Genomic DNA, 26,915 nt, shown 5'->3' on the forward strand with positions numbered 1-26,915 from the left:
CCGCACCATGTCTGACCAGTCCACCAAGGAAAACGACCAGGAAAGCGTTCCCGGAAGCACCGACGAGAACGGGGAGCCCGGCATCTCGCGCCGACGGCTGCTCGGTACCGCCGGGGCCACCGGGCTCGTACTCGGGGCGGCGGGCGGGGCCACCGGCTATGCCGTCGGCTCCTCCGCCGACTCCGGATCCGACTCCTCCGGCCAGTCCCTCCCGCTCACTTCGGTGGGCACGGACATGGCAAAGTTTCACGTGAAACATCAGCCGGGCATCACCGAGAGCCTCCAGGCGCGCGGCCACCTCGTCGCCTTCGACCTGGCGGCGGGCGCGGGTCGCACCGAGGCCGCCGCACTGCTGCGCCGCTGGTCCGACACCGCCCGGCGGCTCATGGCGGGCGAGGCCGCCGCGCACGACGACACGGACGTCGCCCGCGACGCCGGCCCCTCGTCCCTGACGGTCACCTTCGGCTTCGGCTACGGCTTCTTCGCCCGCACCGGCCTGGAGAAGCAGCGCCCGGTCGCGCTGGACCCACTGCCCGAGTTCTCCTCCGACCACCTCGACAAGGCCCGCAGCAACGGCGATCTGTGGGTGCAGATCGGCGCCAACGACGCCCTGGTCGCCTTCCACGCCCTGCGCGCGATCCAGAAGGACGCGGGCAGCGCGGCCCGCGTCCGCTGGCAGATGAACGGCTTCAACCGGTCGCCGGGAGCCACCGCGCAGCCCATGACCGCACGCAACCTGATGGGCCAGATGGACGGCACCCGCAACCCCAAGCCGTCCGAGGCCGACTTCGACAAGCGCATCTTCGTCCCCGCCACCGGCGAACCCGCCTGGATGGCCAACGGCTCCTATGCCGTCGTACGCCGGATCCGCATGCTGCTCGACGACTGGGAGCAGCTGTCGCTCAAGCAGCAGGAGGACGTCGTCGGGCGGAAGAAGTCGAACGGGGCGCCGCTCAGCGGCGGTACCGAGACGACCGCGATGGACCTGGAGAAGGTCGACGCCCAGGGCAATCTCGTCGTCCCCATCAACGCCCACGCCCGGATCACCCGGCCCGACGAGAACGGGGGCGCGGCCATGCTGCGGCGCCCGTTCTCCTTCCATGACGGGATCGGCGCGGACGGTACGCCCGACGCGGGGCTCCTCTTCGTCTGCTGGCAGGCCGACCCGCTGCGCGGCTTTGTCACGGTCCAGCGCAAGCTCGACCGGGGCGACGCGCTCTCCAAGTACATCCGGCACGAGTCGAGCGCGCTGTTCGCGGTGCCGGGCGGGGCGGGCGAGGGGGAGTACGTGGGGCAGCGGCTGCTGGAGGGGTGACAGGGAAGGGAAGCGTGCGTCGGTTTCTGCAAGGGCCATTAGGGTGAGGGCATGCCAGCCAGCTACGCGTATCTCGGCCCCGAGGGCACCTTCACCGAGGTTGCCCTGCGCACGCTTCCGGAGGCGGCCACCCGAGAGCTGATCCCGATGGTGTCCGTGCCGGCCACGCTCGACGCGGTGCGCAGCGGAGAGGTCGAGGCCGCGTTCGTACCGATCGAGAACTCCGTCGAGGGCGGTATCACCACCACGCTCGACGAGCTGGTCGCGGGCTCCCCGCTGATGATCTACCGCGAAGTGCTGCTGTCGATCACCTTCGCGCTGCTGGTCAGGCCGGGCACCAAGCTGTCGGAGATCAAGACCGTCACTGCCCACCCCGCGGCGCAGTCCCAGATCCGCAACTGGATGAAGATCAACCTCCCGGACGTCGTCTGGGAGTCGTCCGCCTCGAACGCGGACGGCGCCCGGCTGGTGCAGGAGGGCCGGTACGACGCCGCCTTCGCGGGCGAGTTCGCCGCCGCCCGGTACGGCCTGGAGGCCCTGGAGACCGGCATCCACGACGCGGAGAACGCGCAGACCCGGTTCGTCCTGGTCGGCAGGCCCGCCCGGCCCGCCGCCCCGACCGGCGCCGACAAGACGTCCGTCGTCATCTGGCAGCGCGACGACCACCCCGGTGGACTGCGCGATCTGCTGGACGAGTTCGCCGTACGGGGCGTCAACCTGATGCTGCTCCAGTCCCGGCCGACCGGGCAGGGCATCGGCAACTACTGCTTCGCGATTGACGCCGAGGGGCACATTTCCGACCGGAAGGTCGCCGAGGCGCTCATGGGACTCAGGCGGATCTGTCTCAAGGTGCGGTACCTGGGTTCGTACCCGCGTGCGGACATCGGGGTCGAGGACGTCCGCGCGCCGCTGCCGGGGACGTCCGACGAGGAGTTCGTGACGGCCGCCGACTGGGTGGCCCGCTGCCAGGACGGCCGCTTCTAACCGGCCCTGCCGTTCCTCGGGCCAGTCCTACCAGCCGATTTCCGTTATCCACAGAAGTTATCCACAGGCCAGCTTCTCGACCTGGGGACAAGTCGACAACGGAGTGCCAGTCTGTCGACAAATCGGCCTACAGGCCGTCGACTCGTCCACAGCCCGGCATGCCACCCTTCGTCCACTCGTTTCCCTGGCGTAACTCCCCGGGGTTACGCATTTCCACCCGAAAGTGGGCGTGAGGGTGGTTTGCTTCGGGAATTGGTCATCTGGCGGACACCTTCGGAAACGATCACTTCCGTCATCCACAGATCTTTCGCACAGCCTGTGGATAACTTTTCGGGGGTGTGGATTACCACGCCCCACCCCGCCCCAAGTCCCGTTCTCCACAAGGGATTCGAGTCAACCGGCGAGACCTCGGCAAACCCTTCCGGGGTCACTCCCCATTCCTCTTGACGTGATCGACATTTCGGTCAAATGGCAACACAAGGGGTGTATGGAAATACCGAGTCGTGAGCGCCAACCGCGCACCGGTAGCCTTGGAGGGTGATTGACCTTCGCCTGCTTCGTGAGGACCCCGACCGTGTGCGCGCTTCGCAGCGCGCCCGTGGAGAGGACGTCGCGCTCGTCGACGCTCTCCTGTCCGCCGACGAGCGGCGCAGGGCGTCCGGCGTCCGCTTCGACGAGCTGCGTTCCGAGCAGAAGGCGCTCGGCAAGCTGATCCCCAAGGCCTCCGGCGACGAGAAGGCCGAGCTGCTGGCGAAGGCCGGGCAGCTCGCCGCCGGCGTCAAGGCGGCCGACGCCGAGCAGCACGAGGCCGACGAGGAGACCAAGCAGCTCCTCGTCCAGCTCGGCAACCTGGTCCACCCGGACGTCCCGGTCGGCGGCGAGGAGGACTTCGTCGTCCTGGAGACGCACGGCACGATCCGCGACTTCGGCGCCGAGGGCTTCGAGCCCAAGGACCACCTGGAGCTGGGCGAGGCGCTTGGCGCCATCGACGTCGAGCGCGGCGCCAAGGTGTCCGGCTCGCGCTTCTACTACCTCACCGGCGTCGGCGCGCTCCTGGAGCTGGCCCTGGTCAACGCGGCGATCGCGCAGGCCACCGAGGCCGGCTTCATCCCGATGCTGACCCCGGCGCTGGTCCGCCCGCGCGCGATGGAGGGCACCGGCTTCCTCGGCCAGGCCGCGGAGAACGTGTACCACCTGGAGAAGGACGACTACTACCTGGTCGGCACCTCCGAGGTCCCCCTCGCCGCGTACCACATGGACGAGATCCTCGACGCCGACAAGCTCCCGCTGCGCTACGCCGGCTTCTCGCCGTGCTTCCGTCGCGAGGCCGGCACCTACGGCAAGGACACGCGAGGCATCTTCCGCGTGCACCAGTTCGACAAGGTCGAGATGTTCTCGTACGTCGACCCGGCGGACGCGGAGAACGAGCACCGGCGTCTCCTGGACTGGGAGAAGCAGTGGCTGACCGCCCTCGAACTGCCCTTCCAGGTCATCGACGTGGCCTCGGGCGACCTGGGCGCCTCCGCCTCGCGCAAGTTCGACTGCGAGGCGTGGATCCCGACCCAGGGCAAGTACCGCGAGCTGACCTCGGCCTCCAACTGCGACGGCTTCCAGGCCCGGCGGCTGTCCGTGCGCATGCGTGACGGCAAGAAGGTCCAGCCGCTCGCGACGCTCAACGGCACGCTGTGCGCCGTACCGCGCACGATCGTGGCGATCCTGGAGAACCACCAGCTGGCCGACGGCTCGGTGCGTGTGCCCGAGGTGCTGCGCCCGTATCTGGGTGGCCGGGAGCTGCTGGAGCCGGTCGCCAAGTGACCTCCGCCGCAGGCTCGTTCCCCTACCCGCTCGTCGCGACCGACCTCGACGGAACGCTCCTGCGCTCCGACGAATCGGTCTCGGCGCGCACCCGTGAGGCACTCGCCGCGGCTACCGCGCGGGGTGCCGCGCACATCGTCGTCACCGGGCGCGGGGTGCGCTGGACGCGGCACATCCTCGACGAACTCGGTTACGAGGGACTCGCGGTCTGCGGCCAGGGTTCACAGGTGTACGACGCCGGGGCGCACCGCCTGCTGACGTCGATCACGCTGGACCGGCAGCTGGCCTCGCTCGCGCTGGCGAAGATCGAGGCGGAGACCGGGCCGCTGTTCCTGGCGGCGAGCCGGGCGGGCCTCGACGGCGACGTGCTGGTCGGGGCGGGCTACTCGGGCGTGGGCGCGCTGCCCTTCGTCCCGCTCACGGACCCGTCGGAGCTGTGGGCAGAACCGCTGAGCAAGATCTACATCCAGCATCCGACCCTGTCCGCCGACCAGCTGACCGAGGTCGCGACCCGGACGGCGGGCGGTTTCGTCACGGTCACCATGGCGGGCGAGGACATAGTCGAACTGCTCCCCCTGGGCCTGTCCAAGGCGAAGGGGCTGTCCCTGGCGGCCCGTCGGCTCGGTCTGAGGTCCGCGGACACGATCGCCTTCGGTGACATGCCCAACGACATCCCGATGTTCGCCTGGGCGGCCCACGGGGTGGCAATGGCGGGTGCCCACGCCGAACTGCTGGCGGTGGCGGACGAGGTGACGGCGTCGAACGACGAGGACGGCATCGCGGTGGTGCTGGAGCGGTTGCTGGCGTAAGCCTCGCCGGCCGGCCGGGGGGCTGGGAGGGCGGCCCGCGCGAAGTGACTCGCGCGCTCGAAGTGGCCGCCCTGGGCAGTCCCCCTGCTGAGCGGACTCGACGGAGTCAGTGACGCTCCGGAGCCCGTCGCGGGCTGCCCTGAAGGAAGCCGTACGGACGCCGTGCATCGGCGTCGGTCGGCTCCCGCTCCCAGTACCCGGCCCCAGAACACCGGACACATCCGGCGTACTGGACACAACTACTGTGCCTTTACGCCGAGTCGGGCGCCACCGAATAAAACTGGTGTCCTACTTGCGGCGCCACCTGCGGCGACGGGACTTGCTGAAGAACCAGCCGGCCGGGGGCTCGTCCGACCGCCAGGGCTGCGGCTCGGGCGCCTCTTTCCGCCACCGTGCCGCCAGCATCCGGGCGCGGGCGGACGGTTCGGCGGTGTCGGCGGAGCGTATGAAGTCCTCGTCGAGAACCAGCGCGTCCCAGTCGTCTCCGGACCCACCCCGTGCTGTCTTCCCTGCCATCCCCGTCCTCCTCGCCCTGCTTCCCGTTTGTCCAGTGTGCCCGGACACGCGTGAAGTCTCTGTCAAGACCGACGCGCGCCCGGGGCCGTCCTATTCGTCGCCGGTCGGCGTGAGGGTGCGCAGCTTCTGGCCGGCGAACCAGGTGGCGAGGACGGTGACCACGATCAGCAGGATCGTCGCCGTGGTCAGGCCGACGTCCGAGGTGACCAGGTCGCCGTCGGTGACCTTGTGGCCGACGGCCAGCGCCCACTGCTGGACGCTCAGCGTGCGCGCCCCGGGCACCAGGGAGCCGAACAGGGCCTCCCAGACGAGGGCGTAGACGAGGCCGAAGACCACCGCGTGCCGGGAGACCGTGCCGAGCAGCAGGAAGAGCGCCGCGTAGGCGATGGAGGCGACGAGCGCCGCGACCGTGTAGGCGACGGCGACCTGCTGGCCGTTGCCGTTGAGGATCAGGCCGGCGATGAAGGTGGGCACCGCCGAGAACGCCATGGTGACGCCGATGGCGACGATCAGCTTGGTGTAGATGATCGTGGGCCGCTTCAGCGGCTTGGCGAGCAGGTAGATGACGGAGCCGTCGTCGATCTCCGGGCCGATCGCGCCGGTGCCCGCGATGACGCCGATGATCGGCACCATCGTGGCGAGCGCGAGCCCGCCCAGGACGTCCGCCGCGGTCTGGTCGTCGGCGCCGACGAGACCGCGTACGGCGACGGCGATGACGATCAGCAGCAGGGGCAGCGCGCCGAGGATGAGGGCCCGGCGGCGGCCGAGCAGGGCCCGGTAGGTGAGCCGGGCGACTGTGGGGTCGTACATGAGTCGGCCTCCTACGCGGCGACGAGATACGAGAACACGGATTCGAGGGACTCGTCGGACGGCGAGACCGTGAGCAGCCGGATGCCGTGGTCCCGGGCAACGCGGGGCAGCAGGGCGGTGAAACGGCCGAAGTCGACGGCCTGGATGCGCAGGGCGCCCTCAGCGAGGTCCACCTCGATGCCGGAGGTCGACGGGTCGGCGATCAGCGCGGCGGCGAGGGCCCGGTCGTCGCTGGAGCGTACGAGGTAGCGGTGCGGGCGGTCGGTCATGAGGCGGCGGATGCGGCGGAAGTCGCCGCTGGCCGCGTGCCGTCCGGCGACGACGACCTCGATGTGGGCGGCCAGTTGTTCGACCTCTTCGAGGATGTGCGAGGAGAACAGGACCGTGCGGCCCTCGGCGCCCATGCGGCGCAGCAGGTCCATGAGCTGCATGCGCTGGCGCGGGTCCATGCCGTTGAAGGGCTCGTCGAGGAGGAGCAGCGAGGGGTCGTGGACGAGCGCGCTGGCCATCTTGACGCGCTGGCGCATGCCCTTGGAGTACGTGGAGATCTTGCGGTCCTGCGCGTACTCCATCTCGACCGTGGCGAGCGCCCTTTGGGCCGCCTTGGCGCCGAGGCCGTGCAGTTCGGCGTTGGCGACGACGAACTCGCGGCCGGTGAGGAAGTCGTACATCGCCTCGCGCTCGGGGACGATGCCGATGTGCTTGTAGATCTGCTCGTTGCGCCACACGGGCTGTCCGTCGAGGGTGACGGTGCCGGTGGAGGGGGCCAGGAAGCCGCCCATCATGTTGATGAGGGTGGACTTTCCGGCGCCGTTGGGGCCGAGCAGGCCGGTGACGCCGGGGCCGATCGTCATGGTGATGTCGTTGACCGCCACCACGTTGCCGAACCAGCGCGAGACGTGGTCGATGTTGAGCGTGGTCACAGTCCGACCTTTCGGTAGCGGCGCATCAGAAGGCCGTAGCAGCCGGCGATCAGGCCCAGGACGGCGAGGAGGAAGATCACACCTTCGCCGGTGCTGGGGCCTACCCCTCCGGGGTAGGCGGACGTCGCGCCCAGGAAGGCCGTCTGCACCCCGTCGACGAGCGTGATGGGCGAGAAGAGGCCGATCCAGGGGACGGCACCGCTGCTGCCCTGCGCGTCGGCGATGGCCTGGAGCGTGGAGACCGCCCCGTAGGAGATGGTCAGTACGGCGATGACGGCCGCGATGCCGAAGCCGCGGCGCGGGGTGACGGCCGAGATGACGAGGCCGATACCGGCGAAGAGCAGCGAGAGCAGTGCCACGGAGACGAGCCCCTGGAGGAATCCCTTGGTCTGGTCGGTGAAGTCGAGCTTGGCCAGCAGGGCGCCCACGTAGAGCACGACCAGTGGCACCGCGGTGATGAGGAACAGGGCCGAGGCCAGCGCCGCGAACTTCGCGCGGACGTAGTCCGCGGTCTCGATCGGGCGCGAGAAGTACAGCGGGACGGTCTTGAAACGCAGGTCCCGGGAGACGGCCTGGGGTGCCTGGGATGCGACGTACAGGCCGATGACCGCCTGCATGACGATCGCGTAGTTCGTGTACTCGACGGGCAGTTCCTTGGCCGTGGTGGCGACCGTGACCGCCACCATGATGGCCGCCGGGGCGCACATCACGGCGAAGAGCACCATGGGCAGCACCTTGGACTTGACCGAGCGGCCGAGGCCGTAGGCGCCGCGCAGGGACTGCGAGTAGAGGGAGCGGCGGGCGTAGGCGCGGCCCAGGCGCTGGCCGTCGTACGAGCGGTAGCCGATGTTGTGGATGCGGGACTGGGCGCCCGCCTGTGCCGGGGTCTGCTCAACCGCCATGGCGGACCGCCTCCTTGCCCAGGTTCTGCGGTACGTCGCCGCTTTGTTCGTCGCTGTCGGTGAAGACCTCGGAGATGTGGTGCCTGCGCTGTTCCATGCGCACCAGGCCGAGGCCGAGGTCGGCGACGATGTCCCGGACGAGGTCGTAGGTCTCCTCGCCCTGGGCGGTGAGCAGCAGGATGTGTCCGGCGCCGGGCAGGCCGCTGCCGTCGTGGGTGTCCACCCCGCGCGCGTGGAGCGCCTCGCGCACCGCGTGGGTGCCGTCCGGGTGGTCGTCGGTGTCGGTCACCTCGATGGCGAGGACGGCCGTGTTCTGCGTGAAGTCCGTGGTGGAGCTGGACCGCAGGAGCTTGCCGCCGTCGACGACCACCACGTGGTCGCAGGTCCGCTCCAGCTCGCCGAGCAGGTGCGAGGTGACCAGGACGGAGATGCCGAAGTCGGTGTGGATCCGGCGGATCAGACCGAGCATCTCGTCGCGGCCGACCGGGTCGAGGCCGTTGGTCGGCTCGTCCAGGAAGACCAGTTGCGGGTCGTGGACGAGGGCCTGGGCGAGCTTCACGCGCTGCTTCATGCCGGTCGAGTAGCCGCCGATGGGGCGGTAGCGCTCCTCGTAGAGGCCGACATGGCGCAGGGTGTCCGCGGTGCGCTCCCGTGCGGCGGCCGGCGGGAGCCCGGACATGCGTGCCATATGGACGACGAACTCGGTGGCCGAGACGTCGGGCGGCAGGCAGTCGTGCTCGGGCATGTAGCCGACGCGCTCACGGATGGCGCCGCCCTCGGTGGCGACGTCGAGGCCGAGCACGGTGGCCCGGCCCTCCGTGGCGGGAGACAGACCCAGCAGGATCTTGATCAGGGTGGACTTGCCGGCGCCATTGGCGCCGACGAGTCCGGTCACACCGGGTCCGATGTCCATGGAGAGCCGGTCGAGCGCGGTCACCCGGGGGAACCGCTTGCTCAGGCTTTCGGTCGCGATCACAGTCACGTCCTCGACGGTAGTGGCGCACACCACACCGGTCGTCAACCCGTAGAGCTGTCTCGGCATCCACCTTCAGTCGTACGGGCCCGTAGGGGTCCCCCTGAGGTCGAACAACCGGCCCCTGAGTTTCCACATCGCCGGGTAGGTCGTCGGAAGATCGGACCCGGTTGTCCACAGACAGGCGTTCGACTGTTGACGCGGGCTCTAACAAGTGCCAGATTCGCAAGGTCAAGTTACGGGTGCGTAGCGCGTCGATGGGGACTGTGGGCGGCGACGATGGCGACGGCGGAGGCGGGTGAACTCGCCGCGGAACTGGCCGGGTTCAGGCGGGTGCAGCGGCTGGCGTACGAGTGCGCGGAGGCCGTCGCGGCGCGCCTGGAGCCGGGGATCACCGAGCGCGAGGCGGCCCGGATGCAGCGGGAGTGGCTGCGCGAGCGGGGTGTGCGGGACTGGTTCCATCTGCCCTTCGCCTGGTTCGGGGACCGCACGGCGTTCGTGAACTTCCGCATCCCGCTCCAGTTCTTCCCGACCGGCCGCCGGCTGGAGCCCGGGATGCCGTTCATCCTGGACATGGCCCCTGTCCACGGGGGTTTCGCGGCGGACATCGGCTACTCGGGCTCGCTCGGCGTCAACCCGGTGCAGGACCGGCTGATGGCCGACCTCGAAGCCCACCGCGAGCTGATCCTGCGCGAGGTGCGCGAGCGGCGCCCGCTGCGCGAGATCTACGAGGACGTGGACCGCCTCATGGTCCGCCAGGGCTACGCCAACCGGCATCGCGCGTATCCCTTCGGGGTGATCGCGCACAAGGTCGACCGGGTACGGGAACGGCCCTGGTCACCCAGGCTGTTCGGGTTCGGCACGCAGTCCCTGAAGGGGCTCGCCGGGGACGCGCTGCGCGGCCACCGCGAGGGCTGGTCGCCCCTGTGGTCGCCGTACCGCTTCTCCGACCACCCGCCGCGGCCGGGTCTGTGGGCGGTCGAGCCGCATCTCGGATTCCGGGGCACGGGCGCCAAGTTCGAGGAGATCCTGGTCGTCACGGACTCCGCGGACCCGCTGGAGAGCGCGTTCTGGCTGGATGACGATCTGCCGCATGTGCGGCGCTGGGCGGAGGCGAAGTGACGGTCGTGACCCCTGAGGACGCGCGTGAGCGCCGGACGGAGGACGAGTGACTCTCGACGGGGCGCGTGAGCGCCGGGTGCGGACGGGCGGGATCGAGCTGTGCGTCGCCGAGTCGGGCGACCCCGCCGATCCCACGGTGATCCTCGTGCACGGCTATCCGGACACCAAGGAGGTGTGGTCCGAGGTCGCCGCGCGTCTCGCCGACCGCTTCCATGTCGTGCTGTACGACGTGCGGGGCCACGGCGCATCGACGGCGCCGCGTCCGCTGCGCGGCGGCTTCACCCTGGAGAAGCTGACCGACGACTTCCTGGCGGTCGCGGACGCGGTGAGTCCGGACCGGCCGGTGCATCTGGTGGGGCACGACTGGGGCTCGGTGCAGTCCTGGGAGTTCGTCACCGTCGCGCGCGCGGAGGGCCGGATCGCGTCCTTCACGTCGATGTCCGGGCCGTCCCTTGACCACCTGGGCCACTGGACGAAGGGCCGCCTGAAGCGGCCCACCCCGCGCGCGGTCGCCCAACTCCTGGGCCAGGGCGGCAAGTCCTGGTACGTGTACGCGCTGCACACGCCCGTGCTGCCCGAACTCGCCTGGCGCGGTCCCCTCGGCAAGCGCTGGCCGAAGATGCTGGCCCGCGTCGAGAAGGTCTCCGGCGAGGGCTACCCCATGGCCTCCCTGCCCTCGGACGCGGCCAACGGCGCCTGGCTGTACCGGGACAACGTACGGTCCCGGCTGAGCAGACCGCGCGAGGACGCGTACGCACACGCGCCCGTACAGCTCATCACGCCCCTGGGGGACGCGTTCCTCTCCGAGCGGCTGTACGACGGACTGGAGCGGTGGGCGCCCCGGCTGGTGCGCCGCACACTCGACGCCAAGCACTGGATACCGCGCACCCGGCCCGACCAGGTCGCCGCCTGGATCGGGGAGTTCGTGACCGCCAACGAGGGCGGACGGCTCCCGGCGACGGCGACGGGCAAGCACGCGCAGCGTTTCGGCGGACAGCTGGTCCTGGTCACCGGGGCGGGCAGCGGCATCGGACGGGCCACGGCGTTCGGGTTCGCCGAGGCGGGCGCCCGCGTGGTGGCCGTCGACCGGAACGCCGAAGGTGCCGCCCGCACGGCCGAGTTGGCCCGTCTGATCGGCGCCCCGGAGGCCTGGGCGGAGGTCGTCGACGTCACGGACGAGCAGGCGATGGAGAAGCTCGCCGAGAAGGTCGCCACCGAGTACGGCGTCGTGGACGTGCTGGTGAACAACGCGGGGATCGGGCTCTCCGGGTCCTTCTTCGACACGACCCCGGAGGACTGGAAGAAGGTCCTGGACGTCAACCTGTGGGGCGTGATCCACGGTTGCCGGCTCTTCGGGAAGCAGATGGCCGAGCGCGGGCAGGGCGGTCACATCGTGAACATCGCGTCGGCCGCCGCGTATCTGCCCTCCAAGGCGCTGCCCGCGTACAGCACGTCGAAGGCCGCGGTGCTGATGCTCAGCGAGTGTCTGCGCGCGGAGCTGGCGGGACAGAGCATCGGCGTCTCGGCGATCTGCCCCGGCTTCGTCAACACGAACATCACGACGACCGCGCGCTTCACGGGAGTCGACGCCGAGGAGCAGTCCCGTAAGCAGAAGCGGACAGCTCGGCTGTACGGGCTGCGCAACTACCCGCCGGAGAAGGTCGCTTCGGCGATCCTGCGAGCGGTGGTCCGCAACGAGGCGGTCGCACCGGTGACACCGGAAGCCCGGGGCGCGCACCTCATGTCCCGTTTCCTGCCGGGGGCGTTGAGGGCACTGGCGCGGGTGGACCCGCCACTGTGACGGTCCACCCGTTATCCACAGTTTCTCCAATTCCCCTGTGGATAACTGCACTTGGCTGTGGATCAAACCTCCGGTCCAAAATCAAATGCGTGATCACGGTCTCACCCGGCACCCTTGCGGGGTGAACGAAAACAGGACGACCAAGAACGAGATGGATGAAAGACGCACCGTGAAGGTGTCGAAGTACCTGTCGAAGCATCTGCGGCACCAGCCGGAGCGGATCGGGCTCACGCTCGACGAGGCCGGCTGGGTCGAGATCGACGAGCTGATCGCCGCGTGCGCCGCCCACAACTTCCGGTTCACGCGCGAGGAACTGGACCATGTGGTCGCCGCCAACGACAAGAAGCGCTTCGCGGTCGACGGCACCCGGATCCGCGCCAGCCAGGGCCACAGCGTCGAGGTGGACCTCGGGCTGCCCCCGGCGACCCCGCCGCCGTACCTCTACCACGGCACGGTGGACCGCTTCCTGGACGCGATCCGCGCCGAGGGCCTGCGGCCCATGAACCGGCACGCCGTGCACCTCTCACCCGACCGCGAGACCGCGACCCGGGTCGGCGCCCGCCGAGGCCGGCCCGTCGTGCTCTCGGTGGACTCGGCCGCCATGCACCGCGACGGCCACGCCTTCCACGTCAGCGCGAACGGCGTATGGCTCACGGAGGCCGTACCGCCGCGCTATCTGCGCTTTCCCGGCCCACACTGACCCCGTACGGCACGAGCACCGGCATGATCGAGGGCATGGACCACCTGCCCACCACCGAAGCCGCCGTCACCGCCCTGCGCGCCCTCGCCGCCGAGTACGCCCGTGAGATCGAGGTCAGCCACGACATCGGCGCCGACCAGACCTCCCGCCGCACGGCCGCGGGCATCGGCGTCACCACGGACCCGGACGGCTCGCTCCCGCACGAGGCCTTCGCCGAGCTCGGCGGAGTCCCCCGGGTGACCGTCCGCCTCTTCCCCGACGACGACGCGCTGATCACGGTCGAGGGCGTCGAGTGCCCCGACATCCCGCGCGACGACGTCCCCGCCTTCCTCCGCTCGGTCTACGACGGCCTGGCGTTCGTCACGGCCCGCCGCTTCCTGCCCGCGCACCACCTGGTGGTACCGCTGCCCGGCGACCGCACGTACAAGGAGTACATCCCGCTGCTCGGCCTCAGCCCGTGGCTCAGCGCTCGCGTCCGGTGACCGCCCGGGGGCGCTCCGCGACTGTTTCACGTGAAACATGAACGGCGCCTAGGCTCTGATCCATGAGTCTGCGTCTGAGCACCGTGATCCTGCCGTACCGCCGCTGGCACGAAGGTGGCCGTTCGGCCTGGCAGCGCGCGGAGCAGCTCGGCTTCCACACCGCGTTCACGTACGACCACCTCTCCTGGCGCACCTTCCGGGACGGCCCCTGGTTCGGTGCCGTGCCCACGCTCACGGCCGCCGCCGCTGTCACCGACCGGGTGCGGCTGGGCACCCTGGTGACCTCGCCGAACTTCCGGCACCCGGTGACGCTGGCCAAGGACCTGATCTCCCTCGACGACGTGTCGAACGGCCGGATCACCCTCGGTATCGGCGCGGGCGGCACCGGCTTCGACGCCACCGCGCTGGGCCAGGACCCGTGGACACCCCGGGAGCGTGCCGACCGGTTCGGTGAGTTCGTCGCGCTGCTCGACAAGCTGCTGACCGAGGACGGCAAGGACGGCGTCTCGTACCAGGGCGACTACTACTCGGCGCACGAGGTGCGCAACATTCCGGGCTGTGTGCAGCGCCCCCGGCTGCCCTTCGCGGTGGCCGCCACCGGGCCGCGCGGGCTGGACCTCGCCGCGCGGCACGGGCAGGCGTGGGTGACCACCGGTGACCCTCGGCTGTTCGAGAACGGCACGCCCGAGCAGTCGCTCCAGGCGCTGCGCGGACAGGCCGAGAGGCTGGCCGACGCCTGTGCCGCGATCGGCCGGGACGTGAGCGGGCTCGACAGGATCCTGCTGACCGGGTTCACCCCGGACCGGGGGCGCCCGCTGGAGTCCGTGGACGCGTTCGTCGACTTCGCGGGCCGGCACCAGGAGCTGGGCTTCACCGAGATCGTGATCCACTGGCCCATCCCCGACTCCGACTTCGCGGCCGACGAGCAGGTCTTCGAGCGCATCGCCACGGAGGCGTTGGCACAGCTGGGCTGACCCGGCGCCGGTCCGTGCGGCCACTCACCTGTGCGGGCTCCCGCACGGCCGTGCACGCTCATACGCGAGAATGGCCGGGTGACCTCAGCGACCCGAGAGCCCGAGACCCCCGCCGCCACCGTCCCGATCCGGCTGATCGCCACCGACCTCGACGGCACACTGCTGCGCGACGACAAGTCGGTCTCCCCGCGCACGGTCGCCGCCCTGGCCGCCGCAGAGGCCGCGGGCGTCGAGGTCTTCTTCGTCACGGGCCGCCCGGCCCGCTGGATGGACGTCGTCAGCGAGCACGTCCATGGCCACGGTCTGGCGATCTGCGGCAACGGCGCCGCCGTGGTCGACCTGCACGGCGGCCCCGGCGCCCACCGCTTCGTGAAGGTGCGGGAGCTGGCCAGGGACAACGCGCTGGACGCCGTACGCCTGCTGCGCGAGGCCGCGCCGGGGACCGTGTACGCCGTGGAGCAGACGTACGGCTTCCACCAGGAGCCGGAGTATCCGAAGCTGCACATGGAGCTGCCGGACAATCTGGCGCCCGCCGAGAAGCTGCTGGCCCCGGGCGGGCCGAGCGACGGCGAGCCCGTGCTCAAGATCCTCGCGTACCACCGCACGATCGACCCCGACGCGTTCCTCACCACGGCCCGGCTGGCGATCGGCGACCGGGCCACCGTCACCCGGTCCAGCCCCAGCGCGCTGCTGGAGATCAGCGGCCCCGGTGTCTCCAAGGCGAGCACCCTGGCCCTGTCCTGCGCGGAGCGGGGCATCTCGGCCGAGGAGGTCGTCGCCTTCGGGGACATGCCGAACGACGTCGAGATGCTCACCTGGGCGGGCCGGTCGTACGCGATGGGCAACGCGCACCCGGACGTCCTCGCGGCGGCCTCGGGACAGACGGCGCCCAACAACGAGGACGGGGTCGCCATCGTGATCGAGCGGCTGCTCGCGGAACGCGGCTGAGGGAGCCGCTGCGGGCCGCGGTAAGGGGCGTCCGCCAGGGCACATGCCCCTTACCGACGCGCCCCACCCGCCTCCTACAACTGCACCCCGCGCGCCGAGAGCCACGCCGCCGGGTCCACCCCGGAGCCCAGTTCCGGGGTGACGCGTACCTCGAAGTGCAGGTGCGGGCCGGTCGAGTTGCCGGTCGTGCCGGTCTGGCCGATCCACTGGCCCGGGGTCACCCGCTGCCCCTGGTCGACGGTGACGGCGGCGAGGTGCGCGTACTGCGTGTAGTAGCCGCCAGGGTGCTCGATCACGATCTCGATCCCGAAGGCGCCCCCGCACGACACCGACACGACCGTGCCCGCGCCGACCGCCCGCACCGGAGTGCCGATCGGCACCGCGAAGTCCTGCCCGGTGTGCCCGTTGGCCCAGCGGTCACCGCCGCTGCCGAAACTCGCGGACAGCTCGTACGTCTCCACGGGCGTGACGTACTCCGGCATGGTCCCGGGGTCCGGCTGGTCGAGCCGGACGGCACCCCGGCACGAGCCCGCCGCGACCGAGGCGTCGGCGCGGCCCTGCAGCGTCCAGCGGGCCTCTTCGAGCTTCGCCTCGATGGTCCGCTTCAGCTTGGCGATCTCGCCGTTGCGCCGCTCCAGCTTCTGCCAGTGCGCCGCCGCCTTCGCCTCGTCGGCGGCGAGCCGGGCCTCCGCGCGCCGGCTCTTGTCGATCGCGTTGTTCACGGCGAGATCGGCCTGCCACACGGCCCGCTGACCGCGCATCAGCTCGTCGGGGCTGTCCGCGAGCAGCATCTGCGCGGTGAGCGGCAGACCGCCGCCGCTGCGGTACTGGCCACGTGCGATCCGGCCCAGATCCTCGTGCAGGACGGCGATGTCACGCCGTTCACGGACGAGGAGTTCCTCGTACCGCCTGGCCTTTGCCCCCTCCGCCTCGGCCTCGCGCCGTCCGGCCTCGTACTGCTGCGTGATCACGGCGGCATCCGCGTACAGCCGGGTCACCTCGGCGCTGAGGCCCGAGTCGGTGGCGGAGTCGGGGTCGACACCTTCGCCCGAGGCGTCCGTGGGCCGGGCGACCAGGACCACGAACGCGCACAGCAGAACCGGAACGAGCAGCGGATGACGGCGACGTGAGCCCATGTCAGCGATCGTGCACCGCAAACCGGGCAGGCTGCCTGTTCAAGTCGTACGCCTGGGGGACCCGTTGCCACGAACGGCTCAGCAACGGGGTTCACGACGGCCTCAGTACGGCGCTTGCCACACCACCGTCGTACCGCCGCCGTCCGGGCCGCTGCCGGGTCCGTGACTGCTGTCGCCGCCCAGCGACTCGGCACGCCGTCGCAGGTTCCTGAGGCCGCTGCGCCGACCGCCCTCGGGGATGCCGACGCCGTCGTCGGCGACGGTCAGCCGTACGCCCGGCCGGCCGTCCGGCAAGGTCACGTTCGCGTCGACCACGACGTCGATCCGGGACGCCCCGGCATGGCGGAAGGCGTTGGACAGCCCCTCGCGCAGGGCGGCGACGAGGTTCTTGCCGGTCAGCTCGCCGACGGCGGTGTCGACCGGGCCGACCACCCGCAGCGAGGGCGTGAAACCGAGCGCCACGGAGGCCATGTGGATCTCCCGCTCCACCCGTGTGGACAGTTCGGACGGCACTTCGCCGGGGTCGTCCTGGAGCGCGAAGATCGCGGTGCGGATCTCCTGGATGGTGACGTCGAGTTCGTCGACGGCCCTGCCGACGCCGTCCCGTACGCCGGGAGCGACCGATCCGCGCTGGGCGCTCTCCAGCATCATCCCGGTGGCGAACAGCCGCTGGATGACGAGATCGTGCAGGTCACGGGCGATCCGGTCGCGGTCCTCGTACACCGCGAGCCGTTCGCGGTCGCGCTGGGCCTCGGCCATCATCAGCGCGAGCGCGGCCTGTGCGGCGAACTGGACGGCGAGCGCGCGCTCGGTCTCCGTGAACGCGCGCTCTCCCCGCGCGCGGGGCATGGCGAGGCTGCCGACGACCCGGCCGTCGCTCTGCAGGGGCAGCAGCATGGCGGGCCCGAAGTCGCGGGTGAGGCCGGTGCCGAGGGCCAGTCGGGGGTCGGTGGCAGCGTCCTCGACGAACACCGGCTCGCCGTCGAGGAGTTCGGCGACGACCTCGCTCTCCGGCGGGACGATCACCCCGAGCGCGTCCGACGGGCCTTCCGCGTCCATGGCGACGATCTCCAGGCCGCCCTCGGCGGTGGGCAGCAGCACGATCCCGGCCGCGGCCCCGGAGAGCCGGCGGGCCTGTTCGGCGACGATCCGCAGGGAGTCGCCGATGTCGCCGCCCGAGAGCAGCGCGGTCGTCACGGCCACGGACCCGTCGATCCAGCGCTCGCGCTGCCGGGCGGCCTCGTACAGACGGGCGTTGCCGATGGCGATGCCCGCCTCGGTGGCAAGCACCCGGACCAGGGTCAGGTCGTGCTCGGTGAACGGCCCGCCGCCGCGCTTGTCACCCAGGTACAGGTTCCCGAAGACCTCACCGTGCACCCGGATCGGCTCGACCCACCGGGCGGTCTCCGCGTCGACGCCGTGGTGAACGAAGTCGGCGAAGCCGTCACCGTCCTCGGCGAGGACCTCGATGTCCGCTCGCTCGGCGTCCACCAGGGCGATCGCCGTCGCACAGATCCGCTCCAGCGTGGCATGCGGCCCGAGCCCGCTCCCGACGGCCCGCATCGCCTCCAGCAACTGCGGCACACACGGCTCGGGACGAAGCGGTGGGTCGGACATCCCCCGAGCCTAATTAGTACCGTTTGTCACCGAAAGTCGAGCAGTGCGCGGCTAGCTCCCCGCCGCCACCAGAGCCAGCCGCTCGGACTCCGCCTCCCGCTCCGCCATCCCCCGCAGCGGGCCGTCGACGGCGACCAGTTCCGCGTACGTCCCCCGCTGCGCGACCCGCCCGCCGTCCAGCACGATCACCTCGTCCACGGCGTCGAGACCGGCCAGCCGGTGGGTGATCAGCAGCGTCGTACGGCCCTTGGTCGCGTCCAGCAGATCGGCGGTGAGCGCGTCGGCGGTCGGCAGGTCGAGGTGTTCGGCGGGCTCGTCGAGCACCAGCACCGGGAAGTCCGCGAGCAGCGCCCGGGCGAGCGCCAGCCGCTGTCGCTGCCCGCCGGACAGCCGCGCCCCGTGCTCGCCGACCAGTGTGTCGAGCCCGTCGGGCAGCGACTCGGCCCAGTCCAGCAGCCGGGCCCGGGCGAGGGCGTCCCGCAGGTCGTCCTCGGTGGCGTCCTTCTTCGCGAGCAGCAGGTTCTCGCGCACGGAGCTGTCGAAGAGGTGCGCGTCCTGGGCGCACAGCCCGACCAGCCGCCGTACGTCGTCGCCGTCCAGCGCGTACGCGTCCACGCCGCCCAGCGTGTAGGAGCCGGCGTCCGCGTCCAGGAACCGCAGCAGCACCTGCGCGAGGGTCGTCTTCCCGGACCCGGACGGGCCGACCACGGCGATCCGACGTCCTTCGTCGAGGGTGAAGTCGAAGTGGGCGAGCGCGTCCCGGGCCTGCCCGGCATGGCGGGCGGCCAGCTCCTTGACGACGACCGGGAACGGCGACAGGGGCGCGGGCCGGGGCTGCTCGGGTTCGCGTACGGGCTCGGGCGCGTCCAGGACCTCGTACACGCGCTCCGCGCTCCTGCGCACCCGCTGCCGGTAGCGCACGGCGAGCGGCAGCCCTAGGACGGCCTCGAAGGCGGCCAGGGGAGTGAGGACGACCACGGCCATCACGACACCGCCGAGCCGCCCGTCGGCGACCGCCTGGGCGCCCACGAGGGCGGTGGCCGCCACGGTGAGTCCGGACAGCAGGGCGGTGAGTCCGTCGCCGAGCGCGGTGGCGGTGGCAGCGCGCTCGGCGATCCGGGTGAGCGTGGAGTCGGCCCGCCGGACTTCCTCGGTACGTGCGTTCAGGGCGCCCGCGACCGTCGACTCGGCGGTTCCGGTGAGCAGGTCGGCCACGTGCGTGGCGAGAGCCCCGCGGGCCGGGGCGAGCCGGCGTTCCGCGCGCCGGGCCACGGCGCTGGTCACGAGGGGGACGCCGACTCCTGCGGCGAGCAGCCCGGCGGCGAGCACGGCGCCGGCCTCGGGCAGCAGCCACGCCGTGAACCCGACGGAGGCGGCGGAGACGACGAGGGCGGCCCCGGCGGGCAGCAGCCAGCGCAGCCAGTAGTCCTGGAGGGCGTCCACATCGGCGACGAGCCGCGACAGCAGGTCGCCGCGCCGGGTCGTCCGCAGTCCTGCGGGCGCCAGCCGCTCCAGCCGCCGGTAGACGGCGACCCGGGTGTCGGCCAGCATCCGCAGCACGGCGTCGTGCGACACCAGCCGCTCGGCGTACCGGAAGACGGCCCGCCCGATCCCGAAGGCCCGCGTGCCCGTCACGGCGACCATCAGATACAGCACGGGCGGCTGCTGCGAGGCCCGCGAGATGAGCCACCCGGAGGTCGCCATGAGCCCGACGGCACTACCGAGCGCGAGACTCCCGAGCAGCAGCGCGAGCCCGAGCCGCCCGCGCCGGGCCCCGGACATGGCCCGCACCCGCGCAAGCACACCAACTCGCCCTGCGGGAGCGCCGGATACGAGTTCCTCCTCGTCGACCACGGGCAGCTGCGGAGCATCCACGAGGAGCCCGTCGCCGCCGAGGGAACCACGGGCCTGCTCGGAAACGGGCAGGTGAGCGGGTACAGCGGCCTCCGTCAGCCGTACCACCCGGTCCGCCACCCCCAGCAGCGCCGGCCGGTGCACGACCAGCAGCACCGTCCGTCCGACGGCGAGGCGTCGCACGGCGGCCACGACCTCGGCCTCGGTCTCCCCGTCCAGCGCGGCCGTCGGCTCGTCGAGCAGCAGCACGGGCCGGTCCGCGAGGAACGCCCGGGCCAGCGCAAGCCGTTGCCGCTGCCCTGCGGAGAGCCCGGCGCCGTCCTCACCGAGCGCCGCGTCGATGCCCTCGGGCAGCGCGTCCACGAACTCCAGCGCACCGGCGTCGGCCAGTGCCCTCCGTACGGCGGTGTCGTCGGCGTCGGGGCGGGCCAGCCGTACGTTCTCGGCGATCGACCCGGCGAACAGATGCGGCCGCTGCGGCACCCAGGCCACCCGTGAACGCCACTGCTCCAGATCCAGGCCCGCGAGATCGGCTCCCCCGACGCACACCCGGCCTTCCGTCGGCCGTACGAACCCGAGCAGCGCGTGCAGCAGCGTCGACTTGCCCGCTCCGCTCGGCCCGACGAGCGCGACCGTCTCCCCGGCCTCCACCGCGAAGGACACGTCGGCCACCGCGTCGACCGACCGCCCGGGATATCGGACGGTGACGCCCTCGAAGGCCACCCCGCCCTCCGGAACCGCCCCCGTGCCGGATTCCGGCACCGGCGTCTCCAGGACGGCGAAGATCTCCTCGGCCGCGGCCAGCCCCTCCGCCGCCGCGTGGAACTGTGCACCCACCTGCCTGAGCGGCAGATACGCCTCGGGCGCGAGGATGAGAATGACGAGCCCGATGTACAGGTCCATCTCGCCGTGCACGAGCCGCATACCGATGGTCACCGCGACCAGCGCCACGGACAGTGTCGCCAGCAGTTCCAGCGCGAAGGACGAGATGAAGGCGATCCGCAGGGTCCGCATCGTCGCCTGCCGGTACTCACCGGTGATCCGCCGGATCGACTCGGCCTGCGCCTTGGCCCGGCCGAACACCTTCAGCGTCGGCAGCCCGGCCACGACATCGAGGAAGTGCCCCGACAGCCGGGACAGCAGCCGCCACTGACGGTCCATGTGGGACTGCGTGGCCCAGCCGATCAGCACCATGAAGACCGGAATCAGCGGCAGGGTGCCGACGATGATCGCCGCCGACACCCAGTCCTCGGTGACGATCCGGGCCAGCACGGCGACGGGCACCACGATCGCGAGCCCCAACTGCGGGAGATAGCGCGAGAAGTAGTCGTCGAGCGCGTCGACTCCCCGGGTCGCGAGGGCGGTCAGCGACCCGGTCCGCTGACCGCTCAGCCACCCGGGGCCCAGCGCGACGGACCGCTCCAGCAGCCGCCCGCGCAGCTCCGACTTCACCGCGGCGCTCGTCCGGTGCGCGGCCAGCTCTGTGAGCCAGGAGACCACCGCCCGGCCGGCGGCGACGGCCGTCAACAGCAGCAGGGGCGTACGGAGTTCGGTGACCGACAGTCCGTGCTGGAAGGCACCGACCACCACCTCGGCGATGAGCATGGCCTGCGCGATGACCAGCCCGGCGCCGACGGCACCCAGGCCGACGACCGCGAGCAGGAAACGGCGTGTGGCACCGGCGTACCGGAGGAGTCGCGGATCGATTGGTTTCACGTGAAACATGCCCTTCGGTCCAGGGGGACGGTTTCGCGATGTTTCACGTGAAACATCGCGAAACCACCTCCCGCAGACAGCTGCAACTCAGTGCGCGGCTTCGGCGATGTGGTGCGTGCCGATCCGCTTGCGGAACACCCAGTACGTCCAGCCCTGGTAGAGCAGGACCAGCGGGGTGGCGATCCCGGCACACCACGTCATGATCTTCAGCGTGTACGGGCTCGACGAGGCGTTGGTGACCGTGAGGTTCCAGTCCGGGTTGAGCGAGGACGGCATGACGTTCGGGAAGAGCGTCAGGAACAGCATCGCGACGGCTGCCACGATAGTGACCCCGGAGAACGCGAACGCCCAGCCCTCACGCCCCTTCTGTGCCGCCCCCAGCGCGGCGACGAGCGCGAGCACGGCCACGATCATCGCGGCCAGGGAGCCTCCGTCGCCCTTGTCGGCCTGGGTCCAGGTCAGGAAGGCGAGCGCGACGACGGCGGCCACGAGTCCGACGCGAACCGCCAGCTTCCGTGCCCGTTCCCGGATGTCCCCGACGGTCTTGAGACCGACGAACACCGTGCCGTGGAAGGTGAACAGCGACAGGGTGACCAGGCCGCCGAGCAGGGCGTACGGGTTGAGCAGGTCGGCGAGATTCCCGGCGTAGTTGAAGTCCGCGTCGATCTTCACCCCACGCACGATGTTGGCGAAGGCCACGCCCCACATGAACGCGGGCAGCAGCGAGGTCCAGAAGATCACTGTCTCCCAGTTGCGCTGCCAGTTCTCCTCGGGCCGCTTCACGCGGTACTCGAAGGCGACGCCCCGAAGGATCAGACAGACCAGGATGAGGAGCAGCGGCAGATAGAAGCCGGAGAAGAGGGTGGCGTACCACTCGGGGAAGGCGGCGAAGGTCGCGCCGCCCGCCGAGAGCAGCCACACCTCGTTGCCGTCCCAGACGGGCCCGATGGTGTTGATGAGGACCCGCTTCTCGGCCCGGTCACGGGCGAGCAGCTTGGTGAGGACACCGACCCCGAAGTCGAAGCCCTCCAGGAAGAAGTAGCCGGTCCACAGGACGGCGATGAGGACGAACCAGACGTCGTGAAGTTCCATGGCGATTCCAGCTCCCTGGGCCTAGTAGGAGAAGGCCATCGGCTTGTCGGCGTCCTGTGGGTCGCCGCCGATCTTCGTGGGCGGGTTGAGGTCGGCCTCGGTCAGTTCGGGCGGTCCGGCCTTGACGTACTTCACGAGGAGCTTGACCTCGATGACGGCGAGAATCGCGTAGAGCGAGGTGAAGACGATCATCGAGGTGAGGATCTCGCCCTGCGAGACCCCGGGGGAGACCGCGTCCCGGGTCTGGAAGATGCCGTAGACGACCCAGGGCTGACGGCCCATCTCGGTGAAGATCCAGCCCCAGGAGCTGGCGATCAGCGGGAAGCCCAGGGTGAGGATGGCGATGCGCCAGTACCACTTGGTGAGCGTCGGGCCGAGGGCCTTGCCGGGAAGCAGCGAGAGGTTCGGCACCTCGTCGTCGCCGACCCGCAGATGCTGCGGCAGCATGAACTTCTTGCGGGTCAGCCAGAGTCCGGCAAGACCGATCGCGAAGGACGTCATGCCGAAGCCGATCATCCAGCGGAAGCCCCAGTAGGCGACCGGGATGTTGGGCCGGTAGTCGCCGGGCCCGAACTTCTCCTGCTCGGCCTTGTTGACGTCGTTGATGCCGGGGACGTACGAGCTGAAGTCGTCGTTGGCGAGGAAGGACAGCAGGCCCGGGATCTCGATGGCGACCTTGTTGTGGCCCTTGTCCACGTCGCCGTAGGCGAAGACGGAGAAGGGCGCGGGTGCCTCGCCGTCCCACAGGGCCTCGGCGGCGGCCATCTTCATCGGCTGCTGCTTGAACATGACCTTGCCGAGGGTGTCGCCGCTGATCGCGGTGAGCAGACCACCGATGACGACGGTGACCAGGCCGAGCCGCAGCGAGGTCTTCATCACCTGAATGTGCTTCTTGCGCGTCAGATGGAAGGCGGCGATGCCGACCATGAAGGCGCCACCCGTGAGGAAGGCCGCGGAGAGGGTGTGGAAGACCTGGGTCAGCGCGGTGTTCTGGGTGAGGACCAGCCAGAAGTCGGTGAGTTCGGCGCGCCCCTTCTGCTCGTTGATCCGGTAGCCGACGGGGTGCTGCATCCAGGAGTTGGCCGCGAGGATGAAGTACGCCGACAGGATCGTGCCGATCGAGACCATCCAGATGCAGGCCAGATGGATCTTCTTCGGCAGCTTGTCCCAGCCGAAGATCCACAGCCCGATGAAGGTGGACTCGAAGAAGAAGGCGATCAGCGCCTCGAAGGCGAGCGGAGCACCGAAGACATCGCCGACGAAGCGCGAGTAGTCGGACCAGTTCATACCGAACTGGAACTCCTGCACGATGCCGGTGACGACACCCATCGCGATGTTGATCAGGAAGAGCTTGCCCCAGAACTTGGTGGCCTTGAGGTACTTCTCCTTCTCCGTGCGCACCCAGGCGGTCTGCAGGCCGGCGGTGAGCGCGGCCAGGGAGATCGTCAGCGGGACGAACAGGAAGTGGTAGACGGTGGTGATGCCGAACTGCCATCGCGCCAGGGTCTCCGGCGCCAGAGCCAGGTTCACGGTGCCGCTCCTTACCTACGCTTGTGAAAGCGTTCACATTCACAAGCAATTATGCAGCACCGTTTCCTCAGTAGGTGAAGGGGGTCCCCGCCCGCTCGGCAGCGACCCCCTTCACCAGCTCTGACCAGCTGAAACGGCATCCGAATGTGCCCTAGATCTCCTTGCGGAAGCCCTCCGCCACCTTCAGGAAGATGTCGTTCGCCTCGGTCTCGCCGACCGTCACCCGGACCCCCTCGCCCGGGAACGGCCGCACGACCACCCCGGCCCGCTCGCACACCGCCGCGAAGTCCACCGTGCGCTCCCCCAGCCGCAGCCAAACGAAGTTCGCCTGGGTGTCGGGCACCGTCCAGCCCTGGCCGCGCAGCCCGTCGACCACCCGGGTGCGCTCGGACACCAGCGAACCGACCCGGCCGAGCAGCGCGTCCTCGGCCCGCAGCGAGGCCACCGCCGCGTCCTGGGCGAGCTGGCTCACCCCGAACGGCACCGCCGTCTTGCGCAGCGCCGCCGCCACCGGCTCGTGCGCGATCGCGAACCCGACCCGGAGCCCGGCGAGGCCGTACGCCTTGGAGAAGGTCCGCAGCACACAGACGTTCGGCCGGTCGCGGTAGAGCACGACCCCGTCCGGCACCTCGATGTCCCGCACGAACTCCTTGTAGGCCTCGTCCAGTACGACCAGCACATCATCGGGCACCCGGTCCAGGAACCGCTCCAGCTCGGTCCGCCGTACGGCCGTTCCCGTCGGGTTGTTGGGGTTGCAGACGAAGATCAGCCGGGTCCGGTCGGTGATCGCGTCCGCCATCGCGTCGAGGTCGTGCACGTCCCCGGGCGTCAACGGAACCTTGACCGACGTGGCGCCGCTGATCTGCGTGATGATCGGATAGGCCTCGAAGGACCGCCAGGCGTAGATCACCTCGTCGCCGGGCCCACTCGTCGACTGGACCAGCTGCTGCGCGACGCCGACCGAACCGGTGCCCGTGGCGATGTGGGAGACCGGCACGGCGAAACGTTCGGCCAGCTCGTTCATGAGCCCCGTACAGGCCATGTCCGGGTAGCGGTTGAAGGCCCCGGCCGCGGCCGTCACGGTCTCCAGCACGCCGGGCAGCGGCGGATACGGGTTCTCGTTCGAGGACAGCTTGTAGGCCACCGGACCATCGGCCGCGGCCGGCCTGCCCGGCTTGTAGGTGGGGATACCCTCCAGCTCGGCACGCAGCTTGGGGCTCGTCTCGCTCACCACAGTCCTCCTCGTGACCACCAGCTACCAATGCTCCTCACCTTATGAGGATTCGGCGCCGCTGCGTACGGGTCGGTCGTGTCCGGAACACGTCCACCGGCTTCGCCCCGCCCTGCGTGCGCCAACCCCACCTGTCACACAGGCATCAGGGGTACCACCGTACAAAGTTGTACGAATCAGGGGGCGCACCACACCTTTCGGCATGCGCCGGTGGCTCACGCCGTGGCGCGCATCCCTCGTAGAGGTGAGTTGAGACCTCTTCGAAACATCGGTCACTTGGCAGGCCTATGCGCGCGGACAAGTCACGTAGGGCAGTAATATCGTTCAACTGACTTTCTTTCTAAGGCAGTTGACGACTTTTGACCATGCAGAAACGTGCCTGTCAACGACTGCATATGCGTCCGCACTACCCCACCGCATGAGCCCTACTATCGGCTCGCCATGACAGCAGCAGGGAAGCACCAGGTGAGCCGCGCGGAGACAACCCGACGAGGCAGTCGGCCGGGACGGGCAGGCATCAGAGACGTGGCCGCCGCCGCCGGGGTCTCGATCACGACCGTCTCCGACGCCCTCAACGGAAAGGGCCGGCTCCCGGACGCCACCCGACGCCATGTCCGTGAGGTCGCCGACCGGCTGGGCTACCGCCCGTCGGCCGCGGCCCGAACCCTCCGTACCGGCAAGTCAGGACTGATCGGCCTGACCGTGACGACATACGGGGATGAACCTTTCACCTTCACCGAGTTCGCGTACTTCGCGGAGATGGCGAGAGCCGCCACCTCGGCCGCGCTCGCCCGGGGCTACGCCCTGGTCATCCTGCCGGCGACCTCGCGCCACGACGTGTGGTCGAACGTCGCCCTGGACGGCACGGTCGTCATCGACCCGTCCGACCACGACCCGGTGGTCACCGAACTCGTCCGGCAGGGCCTGCCGGTCGTCTCCGACGGCCGCCCGGCGGGCTCGCTCCCGGTAACCGCGTGGGTCGACAACGACCACGAGGCGGCGGTCCTGGGCATCCTCGACCACCTGGCCGCCGCCGGCGCCCGCCGCATCGGCCTCCTGACGGGGACCTCCACCGACACGTACACCCACCTCTCCACCACGGCGTACCTCCACTGGTGCGAGCGGGTCGGCCAGGACCCGGTGTACGAGGCCTACCCGGCGCACGACCCGTGCGCGGGCGCCGTGGCCGCCGACCGGCTGCTGGCCCGCCCGGACCGTCCGGACGCCGTCTACGGCCTGTTCGACCCCAACGGCACCGACCTGCTGGCCGCGGCCCGCCGCTACGGCCTGCGCGTCCCGGACGACCTGCTGCTGGTCTGCTGCAGCGAGTCCACGGTGTACGCCACCACGGAACCGCCGATCACCACGCTCTCCCTGAAGCCGCGCCGCATCGGCACGGCGGTGGTCCAGCTCCTGATCGACGCCATCGAGAACGTCGATTCGGACCTGCCGGTCGAGCAGGTGATACCGACGGAACTGATCGTGCGGACGTCCTCGCAGCGCCGTCCGCCGCGTACGACGGTCAGTCCGCCGCGGTCGCCCGAGGAAGGCTGATCCGGGGGCGGTGAGGAGGGGCGGGGAACGTGGGCTTGTGCGGGGCGGGCTCCCGACGAGCGGGGCCGTACGAGGGGTCGGCCCCGTAGGGGAAGCGGGAGCCCGGCCCCG

22 protein-coding genes are annotated in these 26,915 nt (G+C 70.5%); 11 read left to right on the forward strand and 11 right to left on the reverse strand.

Annotated features, from left to right (window positions below; all coding sequences use genetic code 11):
* Positions 1 to 7: 7 nt before the first annotated feature.
* The 4 genes from efeB (at position 8) to ACFYXF_RS10705 (ending at position 4,923) form a co-directional block, all read left to right on the forward strand.
* Entirely contained in the window at positions 8 to 1,315 is a 1,308-nt protein-coding gene (efeB, locus tag ACFYXF_RS10690; RefSeq protein WP_389349184.1) for an iron uptake transporter deferrochelatase/peroxidase subunit, read from the forward strand.
* A gap of 51 nt (positions 1,316 to 1,366) precedes the next feature.
* Positions 1,367 to 2,299, forward strand: a complete 933-nt coding sequence (pheA, locus tag ACFYXF_RS10695) for a prephenate dehydratase (protein WP_389349185.1) — start codon at positions 1,367 to 1,369, stop codon at positions 2,297 to 2,299.
* A gap of 537 nt (positions 2,300 to 2,836) precedes the next feature.
* On the forward strand, positions 2,837 to 4,114 hold the full coding sequence (gene serS, locus ACFYXF_RS10700) for a serine--tRNA ligase (RefSeq protein ID WP_389349186.1): 1,278 nt from the start codon (positions 2,837 to 2,839) through the stop codon (positions 4,112 to 4,114).
* Positions 4,111 to 4,923 (forward strand): HAD family hydrolase, encoded by an 813-nt coding sequence (locus ACFYXF_RS10705; protein WP_389349187.1) that lies wholly within the window; start codon positions 4,111 to 4,113, stop codon positions 4,921 to 4,923. The genes serS and ACFYXF_RS10705 overlap by 4 nt, the downstream gene beginning before the upstream one ends.
* Positions 4,924 to 5,211: 288 nt before the next feature.
* On the opposite strand, the gene ACFYXF_RS10710 is transcribed toward ACFYXF_RS10705, so the two are convergent.
* The 5 genes from ACFYXF_RS10710 to ACFYXF_RS10730 all read right to left on the reverse strand — a co-directional run bounded on the left by ACFYXF_RS10710 (position 5,212) and on the right by ACFYXF_RS10730 (position 9,050).
* Entirely contained in the window at positions 5,212 to 5,439 is a 228-nt protein-coding gene (locus ACFYXF_RS10710; RefSeq protein WP_235476883.1) for a hypothetical protein, read from the reverse strand.
* 90 nt (positions 5,440 to 5,529) lie between these two features.
* On the reverse strand, positions 5,530 to 6,249 hold the full coding sequence (locus tag ACFYXF_RS10715) for an ABC transporter permease subunit (protein WP_389349188.1): 720 nt from the start codon (positions 6,247 to 6,249) through the stop codon (positions 5,530 to 5,532).
* Between the two features lie 11 nt (positions 6,250 to 6,260).
* On the reverse strand, positions 6,261 to 7,172 hold the full coding sequence (locus tag ACFYXF_RS10720; RefSeq protein WP_235476881.1) for an ABC transporter ATP-binding protein: 912 nt from the start codon (positions 7,170 to 7,172) through the stop codon (positions 6,261 to 6,263).
* Entirely contained in the window at positions 7,169 to 8,074 is a 906-nt protein-coding gene (locus ACFYXF_RS10725) for an ABC transporter permease (RefSeq protein ID WP_389349189.1), read from the reverse strand. The genes ACFYXF_RS10720 and ACFYXF_RS10725 overlap by 4 nt, the downstream gene beginning before the upstream one ends.
* Positions 8,064 to 9,050, reverse strand: a complete 987-nt coding sequence (locus ACFYXF_RS10730) for an ABC transporter ATP-binding protein (RefSeq protein WP_389349462.1) — start codon at positions 9,048 to 9,050, stop codon at positions 8,064 to 8,066. The genes ACFYXF_RS10725 and ACFYXF_RS10730 overlap by 11 nt, the downstream gene beginning before the upstream one ends.
* A gap of 276 nt (positions 9,051 to 9,326) precedes the next feature.
* On the opposite strand from ACFYXF_RS10730, the gene ACFYXF_RS10735 reads away from it, so the two are divergent.
* From ACFYXF_RS10735 to ACFYXF_RS10760, 6 genes are all read left to right on the forward strand, one after another.
* Complete coding sequence (locus ACFYXF_RS10735; RefSeq protein ID WP_389349190.1) at positions 9,327 to 10,169, forward strand: M24 family metallopeptidase; 843 nt, start codon at positions 9,327 to 9,329, stop codon at positions 10,167 to 10,169.
* 46 nt (positions 10,170 to 10,215) lie between these two features.
* Complete coding sequence (locus tag ACFYXF_RS10740) at positions 10,216 to 11,970, forward strand: SDR family oxidoreductase (RefSeq protein WP_389349191.1); 1,755 nt, start codon at positions 10,216 to 10,218, stop codon at positions 11,968 to 11,970.
* 151 nt (positions 11,971 to 12,121) lie between these two features.
* Positions 12,122 to 12,670 (forward strand): RNA 2'-phosphotransferase, encoded by a 549-nt coding sequence (locus tag ACFYXF_RS10745; RefSeq protein ID WP_389349192.1) that lies wholly within the window; start codon positions 12,122 to 12,124, stop codon positions 12,668 to 12,670.
* A gap of 35 nt (positions 12,671 to 12,705) precedes the next feature.
* Complete coding sequence (locus ACFYXF_RS10750) at positions 12,706 to 13,152, forward strand: hypothetical protein (protein WP_389349193.1); 447 nt, start codon at positions 12,706 to 12,708, stop codon at positions 13,150 to 13,152.
* 62 nt (positions 13,153 to 13,214) lie between these two features.
* A complete protein-coding gene (locus ACFYXF_RS10755) occupies positions 13,215 to 14,126 on the forward strand; it encodes an LLM class flavin-dependent oxidoreductase (RefSeq protein ID WP_389349194.1) in 912 nt (303 codons plus the stop codon).
* Positions 14,127 to 14,204: 78 nt separating this feature from the next.
* Positions 14,205 to 15,074, forward strand: coding sequence for an HAD family hydrolase (locus ACFYXF_RS10760; RefSeq protein WP_389349195.1), 870 nt, complete (start codon positions 14,205 to 14,207; stop codon positions 15,072 to 15,074).
* A gap of 74 nt (positions 15,075 to 15,148) precedes the next feature.
* On the opposite strand, the gene ACFYXF_RS10765 is transcribed toward ACFYXF_RS10760, so the two are convergent.
* The 6 genes from ACFYXF_RS10765 to hisC all read right to left on the reverse strand — a co-directional run bounded on the left by ACFYXF_RS10765 (position 15,149) and on the right by hisC (position 25,250).
* A complete protein-coding gene (locus ACFYXF_RS10765; RefSeq protein ID WP_389349196.1) occupies positions 15,149 to 16,210 on the reverse strand; it encodes a M23 family metallopeptidase in 1,062 nt (353 codons plus the stop codon).
* Between the two features lie 102 nt (positions 16,211 to 16,312).
* Positions 16,313 to 17,827 carry a GAF domain-containing sensor histidine kinase gene (locus ACFYXF_RS10770; RefSeq protein WP_389349197.1) on the reverse strand — a complete coding sequence of 505 codons (1,515 nt, stop codon included), beginning with the start codon at positions 17,825 to 17,827 and terminating at the stop codon, positions 16,313 to 16,315.
* Positions 17,828 to 17,878: 51 nt separating this feature from the next.
* On the reverse strand, positions 17,879 to 21,406 hold the full coding sequence (gene cydD, locus ACFYXF_RS10775) for a thiol reductant ABC exporter subunit CydD (protein ID WP_389349198.1): 3,528 nt from the start codon (positions 21,404 to 21,406) through the stop codon (positions 17,879 to 17,881).
* Between the two features lie 78 nt (positions 21,407 to 21,484).
* Positions 21,485 to 22,489, reverse strand: a complete 1,005-nt coding sequence (cydB, locus tag ACFYXF_RS10780) for a cytochrome d ubiquinol oxidase subunit II (protein WP_389349199.1) — start codon at positions 22,487 to 22,489, stop codon at positions 21,485 to 21,487.
* 21 nt (positions 22,490 to 22,510) lie between these two features.
* Positions 22,511 to 24,019, reverse strand: a complete 1,509-nt coding sequence (locus tag ACFYXF_RS10785; RefSeq protein ID WP_389349200.1) for a cytochrome ubiquinol oxidase subunit I — start codon at positions 24,017 to 24,019, stop codon at positions 22,511 to 22,513.
* A 151-nt stretch (positions 24,020 to 24,170) separates the two neighbouring features.
* Positions 24,171 to 25,250: a histidinol-phosphate transaminase gene (gene hisC / locus ACFYXF_RS10790; protein WP_389349201.1), complete on the reverse strand. Its 1,080-nt coding sequence runs from the start codon at positions 25,248 to 25,250 to the stop codon at positions 24,171 to 24,173.
* 441 nt (positions 25,251 to 25,691) lie between these two features.
* Between hisC and ACFYXF_RS10795 the strand changes: the two genes are divergently transcribed.
* Entirely contained in the window at positions 25,692 to 26,804 is a 1,113-nt protein-coding gene (locus tag ACFYXF_RS10795; protein ID WP_389349202.1) for a LacI family DNA-binding transcriptional regulator, read from the forward strand.
* Positions 26,805 to 26,915: the final 111 nt, after the last annotated feature.

The organism is Streptomyces sp. NPDC002680, assembly GCF_042889145.1.
Taxonomy (GTDB): Bacteria; Actinomycetota; Actinomycetes; order Streptomycetales; family Streptomycetaceae; genus Streptomyces; species Streptomyces adonidis.